12 protein-coding genes are annotated in these 15968 nt (G+C 30.7%); 4 read left to right on the forward strand and 8 right to left on the reverse strand.

Translation table 11 applies throughout. The annotated features are described in order from the left end of the window. Window position 1 precedes the first annotated feature (1 nt). The 8 genes from ACJJVK_RS03595 to ACJJVK_RS03630 all read right to left on the reverse strand — a co-directional run bounded on the left by ACJJVK_RS03595 (window position 2) and on the right by ACJJVK_RS03630 (window position 9776). Complete coding sequence (locus ACJJVK_RS03595; RefSeq protein ID WP_405563239.1) at window positions 2-1312, reverse strand: transglycosylase SLT domain-containing protein; 1311 nt, start codon at window positions 1310-1312, stop codon at window positions 2-4. 43 nt (window positions 1313-1355) lie between these two features. Further along, complete coding sequence (locus ACJJVK_RS03600; RefSeq protein ID WP_215994021.1) at window positions 1356-2117, reverse strand: exodeoxyribonuclease III; 762 nt, start codon at window positions 2115-2117, stop codon at window positions 1356-1358. A gap of 47 nt (window positions 2118-2164) precedes the next feature. Continuing rightward, window positions 2165-2392 (reverse strand): hypothetical protein, encoded by a 228-nt coding sequence (locus ACJJVK_RS03605; protein WP_405563242.1) that lies wholly within the window; start codon window positions 2390-2392, stop codon window positions 2165-2167. A gap of 1 nt (window position 2393) precedes the next feature. Continuing rightward, on the reverse strand, window positions 2394-4193 hold the full coding sequence (locus ACJJVK_RS03610) for an AMP-binding protein (RefSeq protein WP_405563243.1): 1800 nt from the start codon (window positions 4191-4193) through the stop codon (window positions 2394-2396). 12 nt (window positions 4194-4205) lie between these two features. Next, a complete protein-coding gene (locus ACJJVK_RS03615) occupies window positions 4206-6497 on the reverse strand; it encodes a transglycosylase domain-containing protein (RefSeq protein WP_405563246.1) in 2292 nt (763 codons plus the stop codon). 1 nt (window position 6498) lies between these two features. Then, on the reverse strand, window positions 6499-6999 hold the full coding sequence (locus tag ACJJVK_RS03620) for a gliding motility lipoprotein GldH (protein WP_405563248.1): 501 nt from the start codon (window positions 6997-6999) through the stop codon (window positions 6499-6501). Further along, on the reverse strand, window positions 6974-8350 hold the full coding sequence (locus ACJJVK_RS03625) for a stage 0 sporulation family protein (protein ID WP_405563250.1): 1377 nt from the start codon (window positions 8348-8350) through the stop codon (window positions 6974-6976). The genes ACJJVK_RS03620 and ACJJVK_RS03625 overlap by 26 nt, the downstream gene beginning before the upstream one ends. A gap of 394 nt (window positions 8351-8744) precedes the next feature. Beyond that, a complete protein-coding gene (locus tag ACJJVK_RS03630; RefSeq protein ID WP_215994027.1) occupies window positions 8745-9776 on the reverse strand; it encodes a rhodanese-related sulfurtransferase in 1032 nt (343 codons plus the stop codon). 231 nt (window positions 9777-10007) lie between these two features. Here ACJJVK_RS03630 and pflB point away from each other — a divergent pair, with 231 nt between their 5' ends. The 4 genes from pflB (at window position 10008) to ACJJVK_RS03650 (ending at window position 15960) form a co-directional block, all read left to right on the forward strand. After that, window positions 10008-12263 (forward strand): formate C-acetyltransferase, encoded by a 2256-nt coding sequence (gene pflB / locus ACJJVK_RS03635; RefSeq protein ID WP_405563253.1) that lies wholly within the window; start codon window positions 10008-10010, stop codon window positions 12261-12263. 77 nt (window positions 12264-12340) lie between these two features. Then, entirely contained in the window at window positions 12341-13126 is a 786-nt protein-coding gene (gene pflA, locus ACJJVK_RS03640) for a pyruvate formate-lyase-activating protein (protein WP_405563256.1), read from the forward strand. A gap of 124 nt (window positions 13127-13250) precedes the next feature. Continuing rightward, window positions 13251-14753 carry a DUF3360 family protein gene (locus ACJJVK_RS03645; protein WP_405563257.1) on the forward strand — a complete coding sequence of 501 codons (1503 nt, stop codon included), beginning with the start codon at window positions 13251-13253 and terminating at the stop codon, window positions 14751-14753. Window positions 14754-14970: 217 nt separating this feature from the next. After that, a complete protein-coding gene (locus ACJJVK_RS03650) occupies window positions 14971-15960 on the forward strand; it encodes an aspartate-semialdehyde dehydrogenase (RefSeq protein WP_405563259.1) in 990 nt (329 codons plus the stop codon). Window positions 15961-15968: the final 8 nt, after the last annotated feature.

Here is a 15968-nt window from a genome sequence, read left to right on the forward strand (position 1 = left end):
TTTATCGAATTCTCTTAGGATAAATATAAAGTCTTTGACCAATTTTTAAATTACTAGTTTTTAAACCATTCCATTGTTTAATATTACTAACTCTTACTCCGAATTTATTGGCAATTTTACCTAAATAATCGCCACTTTGTACTTTGTAACGAATACGTTTATCCATTTCAAAATACTTAGGTAAAGGTTTTTCTCTTTTAGCATCATCTAAATCTGCTAAAGCATATAATTCTTGCTCTTTATCTAAAAAGTCGATAATTTTATTTGATGGAAGCCTAACTGCATAATTACGATCTTTTATATGTGGAATTATATCTAACTTGTAAGCTGGATTTAAGAAAGATAAAACTTGTTCATCAACATTAATTGTTTCTGAAATCTGATCAAAAGAAATGGTTCTTTTTACTTGAATTGTATCTGTCTGAAAATTAAAAAACTTAGGTAATTCTGAATGAATATTATGCTCATTTGCAAATTCAAAAATATACATTGTTGCATAAAAAGCTGGTACATAACCTGCTGTTTCTGTTGGTAAATAAGGCCTTATATTCCAATAATTTTTAAAACCTCCAGAACGTTTTATGGCTTTAGATACGTTTCCTGGACCAGAATTATAGGCAGCTAATGCCAAATCCCAATCACCAAAAATTCTGTACAACTGACTTAAATATTTACAAGCTGCAATTGTAGATTTTACAGGATCGTATCTTTCATCTACATAAGAACTTACTTTTAAATCGAACTGTTTTCCTGTGCCATACATAAATTGCCATAAACCAGAAGCACCAACTCTAGACCTTATTTTGGGTCTTAAAGCTGACTCTACAATAGCTAAATATTTCATTTCTAAAGGAATGTCATATTGATCTAAATACTGCTCAAACATTGGAAAATAATACTTTGCTTTTGCCATTAAAGCTGGGTAATATTTTTTTCGATATTTAAGATAGCTATTAATCACCTTTTCTAAAGCAGGATTAAAAGCTAAGTTAAAAGGTGTTTTTTCGTTTAAACTAGCCAAACGAATCTTCATTAAATCTGTAGTTAATACTGGATTGTAATTGCCTTTTATATCCTTATCATCTATAACATATTCTAAAGTGTCTATTAAAGGTGAGCTGAATCTTTCATCAACCAAAAGACTATCTATAAGGTTTAAATCGTTATCTGTAAAAAATTCTTTAACAACAGGTGTTTTTATAGCATCTTTTGCAACAATTAAAGTGTCTATTTTTACATTTGATACACTATCTGTTTCTTGTTGCGAAAAAATAGCATTAGTAATTAAAAGGAATAAGAAAAGTTTCTTCATTTATTTTTATAGGCTTCACATCTGAGAAACCTTGTATTTTTTATTATAAATCTAATTCTAAAGCTATAGGACAGTGGTCTGAGTGTTTTGCTTCGGATAAAATATAAGCTCTAGAAATTTTGTCTTTTAAAGGCTCTGAAACCATTGCATAATCTAAACGCCATCCTTTATTATTTGCTCTAGAATTTGCTCTGTAGCTCCACCAAGAATATTGTTGTATATCTTGATTTAAAAATCGGAAACTATCTATAAATCCGTTATTGATAAATTTGCCTATCCAAGTTCTTTCTTCTGGTAAAAAACCAGAAACACCTTTCATTTTTGGGTTATGAATATCAATTTCTTCGTGACAAATATTATAATCGCCACAAATTACCAAATTCGGAATTTCTTGTTTTAAATTGTTGATGTATTCCTGAAATTCATCCATATAAGTAAACTTATAATCTAACCTTGCAGAATTGGTACCAGAAGGCAAATACAGACTCATAATAGAAACCTCATCAAAATCTACTCTTAGGTTTCTACCTTCAAAATCCATAGTTTCAATTCCTGTACCATATTCTATATGATTTGGTTTTTCTTTACACAAAACTGCTACAGATGAGTATCCTTTTTTTTGTGCTGAAAACCAATAATGATAAGGATAACCTGCTTCTTCAAACAACGATAAATCTAGTTGTTCTTTATGCGCTTTGGTTTCTTGTATGCAAATTACATCTGGACTCGCTGCTTGCAACCAATCTAGAAATCCTTTTTTTAATGCTGCTCTAATTCCGTTTACGTTGTATGATATTATTTTCATTTGTCACTTTTAATTATCCTCTAGGGAAAAATCTCTTTACTTTATTATTAATCTACAAATATTGGTTCTTTTAAAAAAAACCAAGTTATTTGTGTTTTATCTCCTGCTTGTGTCTTAATTTTCTTTTTTCTTGGTGATAAAAATGCGGCCAAAGGTGCTGCAATTACAACTCTAATAATTGAATTATCAATTTTAAAAACTAAGTCTAAAATTGTTATAAAGATTAGCATTAAGAAAAAAATTACCAATCCCGGTTTTTTTGCTAAATATTCCATATTAATAACTATCTCTTAATGTTCTTCTCATTACTTTGTTTGATGCTGTTCTTGGTAACACATCAATCTTTACTAAATCTGAAACTTTAAATAAAGGATTTAATTGTGTTTTTACAATTTTTTGAGCAGCTTTTAAAAAATCTTCATCAACCTTAATATTATTATTTTCAACATAAAAAACAACTAGTTTTGCTGGTCCACCATCTTTTGGAGCCACAGCAATTGCTGCAGATTCTAATACAAATTCTAACTGATTAATGGCCTCTTCTATTTGAGTTGCACTTACTTTAATTCCACCTAAATTCATAGCATCATCTACTCTACCTAGAATTTTAAAATAACCATTTTCTAATTGATGTATTTCATCTCCATGCCTTCTTAAAACTTGATTATATTCTGGAGTATCATCATAATATATTTTTTGATGATCTTTGTTTAACAATTCAGTAGAAAGCCCCATAATTGGCGGAATTAAAAACACTTCACCTTTTTTAGTTTCTTGATGATCATCACCTAACAAAGCAAAATCTGTACCTAATGCTTTTGCAGAAAAAGTACTTGGTATATTTTCTTGCACTACTGTACTTGTAACATAACCACCACCAATTTCTGTACCTCCACAATACTCAATAACAGGTTTATTATTGGCAAGTTTCATTAAATATTCCATTTCTGTAGGGTTAGAAACTTCTCCTGTAGAACTGTAGTTTTTAATTGCATTCCAATCTAAAGTTTCCATACAAGCAGAATTTTTCCAATGTTTTACAATACTCGGAATTACACCCAACATTGTAACTTTTGCATTTTGTACAAAGGCTCCAAAATCTGCACTTAAAGGCGCATCATAATACAAACCAATAACTGCTTTGTTAATTAATGCAGCAAAAATTAGCCAAGGTCCCATCATCCAACCTAAATTAGTTGGCCAACAAACCACATCATTTTGTTGTATATTTTGATGATAAAAACCATCAGAAGCCGCTTTTATTGCTGTTGTATGATTCCAAGGAATTGCTTTAGGCGCACTTGTAGTTCCTGATGAAAAAAGAATTGTGATACAATCTTGAGGCGATTGTTTTACACTGATAAAATTGCAATTATCAGACAAGAAATCATCCCAAAAAAGATCATTATCTCTTATGGAAAAATCTTTATTTTTTATTGTATTTATTACTACAATTTGCTGAGCTTCTGCATCTACTACTTTCTCATAAAGTCGAAAACTTTTACCTGCTCTAACTAAATAATCTTGCGTAAAAACTACTTTGGGTTTTGTTAAATCTAATCGTACTTTAATTTCATTTACAGTAAAGCTATCAACAATTGTTGCTACTTTAATTCCTGCTTTTATTGCTGCCAAATAAATTGCAACACATTCTAGCGTCATTGGTAAATCTATAGCAATAGTATCACCTTTTAGTACATCAATATCAACAAAACTATTGGCTATTTTATTAACCAATAACTCTAATTCTTTTTGCGTAATTTTTTGAACAGATTTGTTTGGTTTTTGCAAGACAATTGCAGTTGCATTATCATCATTCTGAAAACAAGAATCTACAATATTCAATTGAGCACCAAATAACCATTTTACTTGAGTTACACCTTCATCAACATTTAAAATTTGATCGTATTTTTTTTCTTGAATGATGTTTAAAAACTCGACTGTTTCTTGCCAAAAATCTTCTTTATTTTCTACAGACCAACTCCATAACTCCTTATAACTAGTAAATTGATGCTTTAACATCAATTTACTAATATTAGACGAATTTTTATGTTCTTTAGTTGGTTTCCAAATCATTAAAATGAGCTTTTAAAAATCGGTATCTTCTTCTACTGGAATTTTAGCATTCTCTTTTCCTTCTTCTTTAACAGGCTCATCACAATCAATATTAATAGATAAGTTTTCTGGTTTTTCAAAATCTTCTTTACTAATATTTAATGTTTTATCTGCATAACATTTTTTCATAAATAAAGCCCAAGTTGGTAAAGACATTGTTGCTCCTTGCCCTTTTGTAATACCTGCAAAATGAGTTGCTCTATCTTCACCACCTGTCCAAACACCTGTTGCTAAATTGGGTACAATTCCCATAAACCAACCATCAGATTGATTTTGTGTTGTACCTGTTTTACCTGCAATTTCATTATCAAACTCATAAGGAAAACCGGTTACAGCTTTTCCTCCAGATGTCCATTTAGAACGTAGTCTAATTCCTGATCCAGAATCTGTAACACCTTGCAATAAATTTAAGATTACATAAGCAGATTCTTCACTTAAAACCTCTTGTGTTTTAGGTACAAAATCTTTTAAAACGGTTCCGTTTTTATCTTCAATTCTTGTAATAATCATTGGTTTTACTCGCAAACCTTTGTTAGCAAACGTACTGTATGCACTTACCATTTCGTATAAAGATAAATCTACAGCACCTAAAGCTATTGATGGATTTGGTTTAATTTCTGTTTCTATACCTGCAGAATTTGCCAAACGTACAACATTTATTGGTGCAACTTGATCTATTAAATTAGCAGTTACCACATTTGTAGAAGTAGCTAAGGCATCTTTTAAACTTAACATTCCTCCATATTTATCATTAGAATTTTTTGGAGTCCATTCTTCTGGAATTCCATATTTACCTGCAGGAATTGTATAAGGCGTATTTGGTAATAAATCGCAAGGAGATTTCCTTAATTGATTAATAGCAGTTGCATATACAAAAGGTTTAAACGTAGAACCTACTTGTCTTTTTTGTTGTGCAACAGCATCGTATTTAAAATGTTTATTGTTAATACCACCAACCCAGGCTTTTATATGACCTGTTTGTGGTGCTATGGATAATAAGCCTGAACGTAAAAAGTGCTTATAATATCTAATAGAATCTAAAGGAGACATAATTGTATCTATATTTCCTTTCCAAGAAAAAACTTTCATTTTGGTTTTCTTGTTAAAAATTTCATCTATTTCTTTGGATGTTTTTCCTGCAATTTTTAGACGCTTATATCTTTCTGAATTCTTTTTTGCTCTATTTAAAATACCCTTAATTTGATCTTTTTCTAAATCGTAAAAAGGTGCAGTTTTATTTCTTTTTTGCTCTTTAAAAAAGTAAGATTGCAAATTTGCCATATGTTCTGTAACTGCTTCTTCTGCATATTTTTGCATTCTAGAATCTATAGTTACGTATATTTTTAATCCATCTCTAAAAATATCATATTGCTCACCATTTGGTTTTGGATTTTCTTTAACCCATTTACGCATCATTTTTTGTAGATGCGTTCTAAAATAAGTTGCATAACCATCACTATGACTTTCTGGTGTATAATTTATTGTTAGAGGTAACTTTTGTAAAGAATCTTTTTCTTGAATAGTTAAAAAACCATTTTTAGCCATTTGTGCAAAAACTACATTTCTTCTCCTCAAAGATTTATTTTTTGAAATTTCTCTATGAGGATTATATTGTCTTGGGTTTTTTAACATCGCTACTAAAATAGCTGACTCTTGAACGTCTAAATCTTTGGCTTCTTTACCAAAATAAATTCTTGCGGCTGAACGAATTCCTACAGCATTAAAAATAAAATCTTGCGTATTTAAATACATTGCAATTATTTCTTTTTTGGTGTATTGCCTTTCTAATTTAGTGGCTACTACCCATTCTTTCATTTTTTGACCTATTCTTTTAAAAATATTTCTAGAAGCTCTTTTCGTAAAAAGATTTTTAGCCAATTGTTGGGTAATTGTACTTGCTCCACCATCTTTCCCTAATTTAATTACAGCTCTTGCAGTTCCTCTAAAATCGATTCCAGAATGTTCATAAAAACGTTCATCTTCAGTAGCAACTAAAGCATTTACTAAGTTAGATGAAAGTTCATTATATTTGATTGGTGTTCTATTTTCTTTAGCATATTTACCAATAGTTACACCATCTGCAGAAATTACTTCTGTTGCTAAATTAGTTTGCGGATTTTCTAATTCTTCGAAAGTAGGTAAAGCACCCAAACCTCCTGAAGCTGCTGTATAAAACAACAATATAAAAATTAATAAGATCGAAAAAAGAATACCCCAAAACCAAAGTAGGTATTTTCTAAAACTTGTTTTTTGTGTCTTTGCCATTTTATTCTGTTTTTTCTATGCTAAAACCTACATCTTGTACACCTTGCAAAAAAGGAATTGTATTAACTTCTCCGTTTTTACGCATTGCGTGACGTATGTTAAAAACATATTTTCCTGATACAGGAAATACTTTTTCTTCTTTATAAAATAATTTATTTTCTTTAATATCTGTAAAACCTTTTCCTAAAAACTGACCAGAATTATCTGCCATTTCATATTGTAAGGTGTCTATTATTTTATCTCCATTTGGAAAATTAAGATCTGTAATTACGTATAAATTACTGTAAGGATAATCTTTATTATTTCTAATATTTATGAATAAGTTATTAGATGAAATAGTATCACTTATTTCAAATTCGAATGAAATATTTTTATTTGCTTCCCAAGAAGCATTAGACAACGAATTGTATTTAGTGAACTCAATTTTATCACTACAAGAAAACAAGAAAAGAAGCGTTATTAAAAAAACAAAAGGTTTATTTTTCTTGAGAATTGTTTCCATTTTTAGGTCTATTCTTATTTCTGTTTCTATTATTTCTTCTTGGCTTATTAGGCTTTGCCCCTTCTGCTTTTGGTTGATTTGGTTTATTTGCAACCTTTGGCTTTTGATTAGGGTTCTGCTTTGGTCTTCTTTTTTGTTGCTGCTTTTGGGGTTGTTTTTGTGTATTTTCTTTTGTTTGGTTTGCTGCAACAGCTACTGGTTTTTTTCTTCTATTATTTCTGTTGTTTCTCCTTCTTTTACTAACTTTAGGAGTATCGAAACGTGTTAAACTATCTTGCCCAACTGCATCTTCAAAATCTACTGTTTCAGGTATTTCTACATCAGATTCGTAATCTTCTAAAGAAATAGATTTCTCATTATTTTTATTTAAATCGATAATTTCTTGAACCTGATCTAATGTTAATCTAAACCATTTAAAACGTTCTTCTTTGTAGGTATACCATAGGTGTTTCTTAAAAATATCCATCTTTACAAAAACTGCATCTCCTTTTTCTGTTCTTAAAACAAGATCTTGTTTTGGAAAAGATTTTAAAGCATCTAAATAGGTATCTAACTCAAAATTTAAACAACATTTTAATTTACCACATTGCCCTGCTAATTTTAACGGGTTTAAAGATAATTGCTGATAACGTGCTGCAGAAGTTGTTACTTTTCTAAAATCTGTTAACCATGTTGAACAACATAATTCTCTACCACAAGAACCTACACCACCTAATCTTGCTGCTTCTTGCCTTGCCCCAACTTGCTTCATTTCTACACGAATAGAAAATGCACTTGCTAAATCTCTAATTAACTGTCTAAAATCTACTCTTGCATCTGCTGTGTAATAGAATGTTGCTTTATTTCCATCACCTTGAAATTCTACATCAGAAAGTTTCATTTGTAAACCTAGTTTACCTAAAATCTCTCTTCCTTTTCTTTGGGTTTCTTCTTCTCTACCTCTGGCTTTTTGCCAAATATCAATGTCTTTTTGGCTTGCTTTTCTGTAAATTTTCTTTACATCTTCATGATCTGCAGTAATTTTGCGCTTTTTCATTTGCACTTTTACCAATTCACCTGCCAAAGAAATTGTACCAATATCATGACCAGGAGAACCTTCTACAGCTATAATATCTCCCATAGTTAATGGCAGATTATCTATGTTTTTATAAAAATGCTTTCTTCCGTTTTTAAAACGGACTTCAAAAATATTGAAACGCTCTTGACCACTTGGTAAAGTCATATTAGACAACCAATCAAAAACAGCTAGTTTTTCGCTACCACTTCCACAGGTTCCTGTGCCACAATTTCCATTACTTTTACAACCTCTAGGTACACCATTTTCTGATGTACCACAACTTCCACATGCCATGTTAAGTAAATATATTATATAATTTTTATCTTCTGAATTCTGAAATTTTCAATAAAATATCAGAAAAAAATAAAAAACATTTTGATTCATAATTTGATTATCAGATCAATACAAAAGCATCACCTAATTTTCACTAATTCGTAAATATACGCATTCTTAAAGAATGAAAAAATAGGTTTTTAAAGTTATCTAAACATCTTTTCTTTGAATACAATACAAATATATTTTAAAGATGGATTAAAGTTTTATACACTTTAGAATTTGTTGATGTTTAATTAGAATTCGTATTAAAAGATGATATCGAATCAAAAAAAACCTCAATTTTTGAGGTTTTTTTAAAACGTTTACTAAATACTTTTTATACCTGCTTTACTTGAATTATTTTAACAGGAAACTATTTTTTAAACTTCAAAACTTCACTTCGTCCTTTTTTAAAGATTTTATTGCTATTTCCCTTTCCTTTTCTAAGCTCTTTTTGTTCTTCGAAAGAGAGTTGAATTATTTCTTGACAATCTGTAGAACAGGTATTTTCCATCTTTTCAGAGCATTCATCACACTGAATAAATAATAAATGACATGCTTCATTTGCGCAGTTTGTATGCGTATCACAAGCTTTTCCACATTGATGACAGTTAGAAACAACATCATCAGTAATACGTTCTGCTCTTCTGTGATCAAAAACAAAATTCTTACCAATAAATTTATTTTCTATTCCTTCTTCTTTTACTTGACGTGTGTATTCTATAATACCACCTTCTAACTGAAAAACATTTTTAAAACCTTTGTGTTTGTAATAGGCAGAAGCTTTTTCACATCGAATTCCACCAGTGCAATACATCAATAAATTTTTATCTTCTTTGTTGTCTTTTAAATCTTCTTCTATAATATCTAAAGAATCTCTAAACGTATCTACATCTGGAGTAACTGCTCCATTAAAATGCCCAATTTCACTTTCGTAATGGTTACGCATATCCACACAAACCGTCTTAGGATTTGCTAGCATTTCATTAAATTCTTTGGCACTTAAATGCACACCTTTGTTGGTAACATCAAAAGTTTCATCATTTAAACCATCAGCAACAATTTTGTTTCTAACTTTTACTTTTAGCTTTAAAAACGACTTATTATCTTGCTCTACAGCAACATTTAATCTAATATCTCTTAGAAAAGAAATACTATCTAATTGATCTTTTAAAGCATAAAAATTTTCTGAAGGCACAGATAACTGAGCATTTATACCTTCGTAAGAAACATAAATTCTACCTAAAACATCTAAAGAGTTCCATTCTAAGAATAACTTATCTCTTAATAATTGTGGGTTTTCTATCTTGTAATATTGATAAAAAGAAATTGTGAGCCGATCTTTACCAGCCTCATCTATTAATGCAGCGCGTTCTTTTGCGCTTAACTTATTGTACAGTTGCATGCTATACTAATTTAGTTAAACAAATATTTTTTTTGCAAATGTAGTTATTTCTTTAAAATCATAGAATCAATATTTACATCTTTTATATTGTTGATTATCAAATAAAAAACTACAACGTTTTCTTAAAAAAAAACTAAAACCTAACTTTTATCATATTTTAAATCTTAATCAGATTCTAAATTTGTAGAGTAATGATATAGAAAACAAGTTAAAACTTAAATACATAAAAAGATGGAATTAGATGAATTAATTTTAGAAGAACCAAAAAATTTAGAATTTAAAGCAGGTGTCTGGAACACATCTATTAATGTTAGAGATTTTGTTATCCAAAACATTGTTTCTTATTATGGAGATGATCAATTCTTAGTTGGCCCAAGTGAAAAAACTGAAAAACTTTGGGGAATTTGTAAAGAAGGAATGCAACAAGAAAGACAGAATAATGGTGTACATTCTGTTGATACAGAAACTATTTCTGGTGTTGCTAGCTTTGGTGCTGGATATATAGATAAAGAAAATGAAGTAATTGTTGGTTTGCAAACTGATGGGTTATTAAAAAGAGCAATGAAACCTTTTGGAGGCTACAAAGTTGTACAAAAAGCCCTAGAAGAACATGGTTTAAAACCTAGTGAAGATGTAAATGAATTATTTACAAAATATGTAAAAACCCATAATGATGGTGTTTTTGATGCATATACAGCAGAAATTAGAAAATTCCGTTCTTTAGGTTTCTTAACAGGTTTACCAGACAACTATGCTCGTGGACGTGTAATTGGTGATTACAGACGTATTGCATTGTATGGTATTGATAAATTAATCGAAGTTAAAAAACAAGATTTAGCAGAAATAGAAGGACCTATGACAGATGCTGTTATTCGTTTAAGAGAAGAAGTCTCTGAACAAATAAAAGCATTAAAAGATATGATTGTAATGGGTAATCATTACAATTTAGAATTAAACAGACCTGCGCAAAATGCCCAAGAAGCTGTGCAATGGACGTACATGGCATATTTAGCTGCTGTAAAAGAACAAGATGGAGCAGCAATGTCTTTAGGTAATGTATCTACTTTCTTAGATATTTTTATTGAAAAAGATTTACAAAACGAAGTTATTACAGAAACAGAAGCACAAGAATATATAGATCAATTCGTAATGAAATTGAGAATGGTGCGTCATTTACGTATGGCTGCTTATGATGAAATTTTTGCTGGAGACCCAACTTGGGTAACAGAAGCAATTGGTGGTATGTTAAACGATGGTAGATCTAAAGTTACAAAAACTGCTTTCCGTTTTTTACATACTTTATATAACTTAGGGCCATCACCAGAACCAAATATTACAGTTTTATGGTCTCCATTATTACCACAAAAATTTAAAAAATTCTGTGCAAAAGTATCTATTGATACCTCATCTATTCAATTTGAAAATGATGATTTAATGAGAAACTTAAGAGGTTCTGATGATTATGGTATTGCTTGTTGTGTTTCTTACCAAGAAATTGGAAAACAAATTCAGTTTTTCGGAGCAAGAACAAACTTGGCCAAAACTTTATTATTAGCAATTAATGCTGGTAAATGTGAAATTACTGGCAAACAAATGGTTGATGGAATTGCACCTCTTACTGATGAATTCTTAGGTTTTGATAAAGTAATGGCAAACTTTAAAATTGCAATGACTAGAGTAGCAAAAGTTTATAATGATGCTATGAACATTATACACTATATGCATGACAAATATTACTACGAAAAAGCGCAAATGGCTTTAATAGATACAAATCCTGATATTAATATCGCTTATGGTATTGCAGGTCTATCAATAGTAGCTGACTCTTTATCAGCAATTAAATATGCAAAAGTAAAACCAATTAGAAACGAAGAAGGTTTAACAGTAGACTTTAAAATTGAAGGAGAGTTCCCTAAATATGGAAATGATGATGATAGGGTTGATATTTTTGCACACAATGCTGTAGAAGACTTTAACAACGAATTAAAACTGTTAAAAGTGTATAAAGATGCAGAACCTACAATGTCTGTTTTAACTATTACATCTAATGTTGTGTATGGTAAAAAAACAGGTGCAACTCCAGATGGTAGAGCTTCTGGCATTCCTTTTGCTCCTGGAGCAAACCCAATGCATGGTCGTGATACAAATGGTGCAATAGCCTCTTTAAACTCTGTTGCTAAAATAGACTATAAAGATTCTCAAGACGGAATTTCAAATACTTTTTCTATTGTACCTAAATCTTTAGGCTCTACTCAAGAAGATAGAATTGATAATTTAGTAGCCACCTTAACTGGTTATTTTGAACACGGAGCACAACATTTAAATGTAAACGTGTTAGATAAAGAAACTTTATTAGACGCAATGGAACACCCAGAAAAACACCCACAATTAACCATTAGAGTTTCTGGTTATGCTGTTAATTTCATCAGATTAACAAAAGAACAACAGATGGAAGTAATTTCGCGTTCTTTCCACGAATCTATGTAGTACTTTTTATGTATTTACAAGGGATTCAAAAAAAATAGAAATTAAACTTTGATAACAAAAAGTAACTATTCTCTTTTTTGAATCCCTTTTTTATTCACTTAAATTTTAAGAAAATTAAAACTTCAGACAACATATTAAACGTGCATTCTATAGAGTCTTTTGGCACTCATGATGGGCCAGGAATTAGATTAGTTATTTTTCTACAAGGCTGTAAATTAAAATGTCAATATTGTCATAATCCTGATACAATTGATACACATGGAGGACAAGAATTTCACATAGAAGATCTAGTACAAAGAGCTATTAAAATGAAATCTTATTTTGGCAATAAAGGTGGCGTTACAGTTTCTGGTGGAGAACCACTTTTACAAGCACATAATCTTATCCCTTTTTTTAAAAGACTAAAAGAAGAAGGCATTCATACTAATTTAGATACAAATGGTAGAATGTTAAATCATCCAACAATAGAATTACTAGACAATTATGCAGATTTAGTAATGTTAGATATTAAGCACATGACAGAAGAAGGTTTTCAAAAAATTACCGGAAAAAGAAACAAAGAAACTACATTCAATTTCGCAAAACACAGAGAGGCTTCTGGCAAAAAAATGTGGTTACGTTATGTTTTAATTCCCGAAATTACCAATACACCAGAGTTATTGCATCAATTGGGTAATTACTTTAAAAACTATAAAAATATAGAACAAATAGAATTGCAACCTTACCATAAATTGGGTATCCATAAATGGGATGCTTTAGGTTGGGAATACGAATTAAAAGAGGCAAGAGAAAACACAAAAGAAGAACTAGATCTAGCGTCTAAGATTTTAAGCGACTATTTTAAAAAAGTAAAGATTAACTAACTACTTTTAAACCTTTTAACAAACATCTTATTAATCTAAAAAGGCAAGTTTCTTAATGTTATAAACACATTAAGTAGAATAGTACTGCATAAAAATAGCTTTAAGTCACACAAACATTATCAGCATGAAAACCTACAAAGAACAACATAAACCTGCTTCAGAATTTGAAAATAGATCAGAATATTTAGATCATGAATTACAAATAATGAAACCTAGACGATTTAAATTAAATTTTCCTGGAAGAGATTATAGATTCGAATGGGAAGATTTAGTACCAGCTTTAGCTGGTACTTTAGGTATTATTGCTATGTATTCATCTGTAATGATGGCTTGGGCAGAAGGTTTAACAAATGCTTGGGACCACATAACACTTGGTAAAGAATTTGCCATTGAAGTTTCTAGAGTAGAAATGATTATTCCTGCATTTTTATTTGTAATTCTAGCTTCCGGTTTTTTTAATCCGAGAGCAAATTTAGCAGGTAATCATGGCCCAATGATTCCTTTAATTGCAAGCATCGCTTTAGCTGGTGCACATCCATTAGCTTTGGCAATTTTAATTGGTGTTTTTGGTTTGCTATTGAGTTTTTTTAAAGGAGGGTCTCGTTTGGTAAATTTAACGAGTAAAGGTGTAGCTGGTGGTTTACTAATTTTCTTAGGATTTTCTGGAGCTCTCAGCCAAATAAAAACCATACAAAATTGGAGCATGGGGCTTTCATCATCAACTATAGAAATGGGTTCTATGGGATATTTAGGCCTTATCATTTTAGCTATTACTGTTATTTTATACAGTTATTTGGCAAGGATTGATAAACGTTGGCTTGCAATACCTGCTTGTGCCATTACAGCCTTGGTAATTGCTTTAATTGGTGGTGCTAGTTTCGATTTACATTTTACAACAGAAATGGGTTTACCAAATCTTAATCCTGCATATTGGTGGGGCAGCACAGAAGATGGCTGGATGCTTGGTTTACCCAAAACACAGCATTTTATTGCTTCTTTACCTTTTGCAATTTTAGCAGTAGCAATGTGGTCTCCTGACTTTTTAGGACATCGAATTTTTCAGGAAATGAATTATCCTAAAAAATCTGAAAAAGTTTTAATGGACGTAGATGATACAATGACAATGTGTTCTATAAGGCAAATGGTTGGTACTGCAGTTGGTGGTGGTAATATTACTTCTTCTTGGGGAACTTATTTAATACCTGCAGCTATTGCAAAAAGACCAATTCCTGCTGGCGCCATACTTTTAGGAATAATGGTTATAGCTGTCGCAATCTTAGGTAGCCCAATGGATGTTGCTGTTTGGCCACCTGTAAGATCTATTGCTTTACTAGTAGGTGTGTTTTTACCAATGATAGAAGCTGGTGTACAAATGATAAAACAAAGTGCCTGTGCACAAGCTGCTGGTGTTTGTATTTTTATGGCAATGGTTACAAACCCTGTTTTAGCTTGGGCTTTAGCAATGTTCTTAGATAATAATGGCTTAATTGGTGATAAAGATAGAGCCAAAAGACTTTCTATGGTAGATCGTTTGATAATTCCTTTAAGCATCTTAATTATTTGCGTAGCTGCTGTTCTTGCTGTAGGTATGTTTAAAGGTAATTATGGTATTGATGCTTTTTTATGATAAATATTTTTGAAAATAACTATTAGTTTCTGACTACTAATAAGCGTTAAACCATTCAATTTAATATTGGATGGTTTTTCATTTATAGAAAATTTATATCAACTTGTTAAAAATTAAACATCCTGAATTATTTTGGTAAATATTTATTAAAATAATGGTTAGCATTTTTTTTGTTAGCATCTTTGCAGTACAAAATACAATACTAAATTAAAAAGTAATGAAAATAGCTGTAGTTGGAGCAACTGGAATGGTTGGAACTGTAATGTTAAAAGTTTTAGAAGAGCGTAATTTACCGATATCAGAATTAATACCTGTAGCATCAGAAAGATCTGCTGGTAAAAAATTATCTTACAAAGGCAAAGAATACACTATTGTAACTTTAGCTGATGCAGTAAACTTAAAACCAGATGTAGCGCTATTTTCTGCTGGTGGAGATACCTCTTTAGAATGGGCTCCTAAATTTGCAGAAGTGGGCACCACTGTAATTGATAATTCTTCTGCTTGGAGAATGGATCCAACTAAAAAATTAGTAGTTCCAGAAATTAATGGCGATGTTTTAACTGCAGAAGATAAAATTATTGCAAACCCTAACTGTTCTACAATTCAGTTAGTAGCTGCTTTATCTCCTTTACATTTAAAATACAAAATGAAACGTGTAGTAATTTCTACTTACCAATCTGTTTCTGGTACTGGTGTAAAAGCTGTACAACAATTAGATAATGAAGAAGCAGGTATAGAAGGAGAAATGGTGTATCCTCATAAAATTGGTAGAAATGCTTTACCTCATTGTGATATTTTCTTAGATAATGGTTACACAAAAGAGGAAATGAAATTGGTAAAAGAACCTAAGAAAATTTTACGAGACGATTCTTTTTCTGTAACAGCAACTGCTGTTCGTATTCCTACTGCTGGTGGGCACTCAGAAGCAGTAAACGTGCAGTTTGAAAATGATTTTGAATTGGCTGAAGTTCGTCAAATTTTAAGCGAAACTCCTGGAGTTATTGTAGAAGATGATTTAGCAAACAACGTTTACCCAATGCCAATTAACGCTCATAATAAAGATGAAGTGTTTGTTGGACGAATTAGAAGAGATGAATCTCAAGAAAATACCTTAAATTTGTGGATTGTTGCAGATAACCTTAGAAAAGGTGCTGCTACAAATACAGTTCAAATTGCCGAATATTTAATTGCAAATAGTTTGGTATAAAACATATT

Source organism: Polaribacter sp. Asnod6-C07 (assembly GCF_045063625.1).
Lineage (GTDB): Bacteria > Bacteroidota > Bacteroidia > Flavobacteriales > Flavobacteriaceae > Polaribacter > Polaribacter vadi_A.

Excerpts from the sequence above, each read along its gene's own strand:
- ACJJVK_RS03595 (WP_405563239.1), bottom strand. The coding sequence starts at position 1,312 with ATGAAGAAACTTTTCTTATTCCTTTTAATTACTAATGCTATTTTTTCG.
- ACJJVK_RS03600 (WP_215994021.1), bottom strand. The coding sequence starts at position 2,117 with ATGAAAATAATATCATACAACGTAAACGGAATTAGAGCAGCATTAAAA.
- ACJJVK_RS03605 (WP_405563242.1), bottom strand. The coding sequence starts at position 2,392 with ATGGAATATTTAGCAAAAAAACCGGGATTGGTAATTTTTTTCTTAATG.
- ACJJVK_RS03610 (WP_405563243.1), bottom strand. The coding sequence starts at position 4,193 with ATGATTTGGAAACCAACTAAAGAACATAAAAATTCGTCTAATATTAGT.
- ACJJVK_RS03615 (WP_405563246.1), bottom strand. The coding sequence starts at position 6,497 with ATGGCAAAGACACAAAAAACAAGTTTTAGAAAATACCTACTTTGGTTT.
- ACJJVK_RS03620 (WP_405563248.1), bottom strand. The coding sequence starts at position 6,999 with ATGGAAACAATTCTCAAGAAAAATAAACCTTTTGTTTTTTTAATAACG.
- ACJJVK_RS03625 (WP_405563250.1), bottom strand. The coding sequence starts at position 8,350 with ATGGCATGTGGAAGTTGTGGTACATCAGAAAATGGTGTACCTAGAGGT.
- ACJJVK_RS03630 (WP_215994027.1), bottom strand. The coding sequence starts at position 9,776 with ATGCAACTGTACAATAAGTTAAGCGCAAAAGAACGCGCTGCATTAATA.
- pflB (WP_405563253.1), top strand. The coding sequence starts at position 10,008 with ATGGAATTAGATGAATTAATTTTAGAAGAACCAAAAAATTTAGAATTT.
- ACJJVK_RS03645 (WP_405563257.1), top strand. The coding sequence starts at position 13,251 with ATGAAAACCTACAAAGAACAACATAAACCTGCTTCAGAATTTGAAAAT.
- ACJJVK_RS03650 (WP_405563259.1), top strand. The coding sequence starts at position 14,971 with ATGAAAATAGCTGTAGTTGGAGCAACTGGAATGGTTGGAACTGTAATG.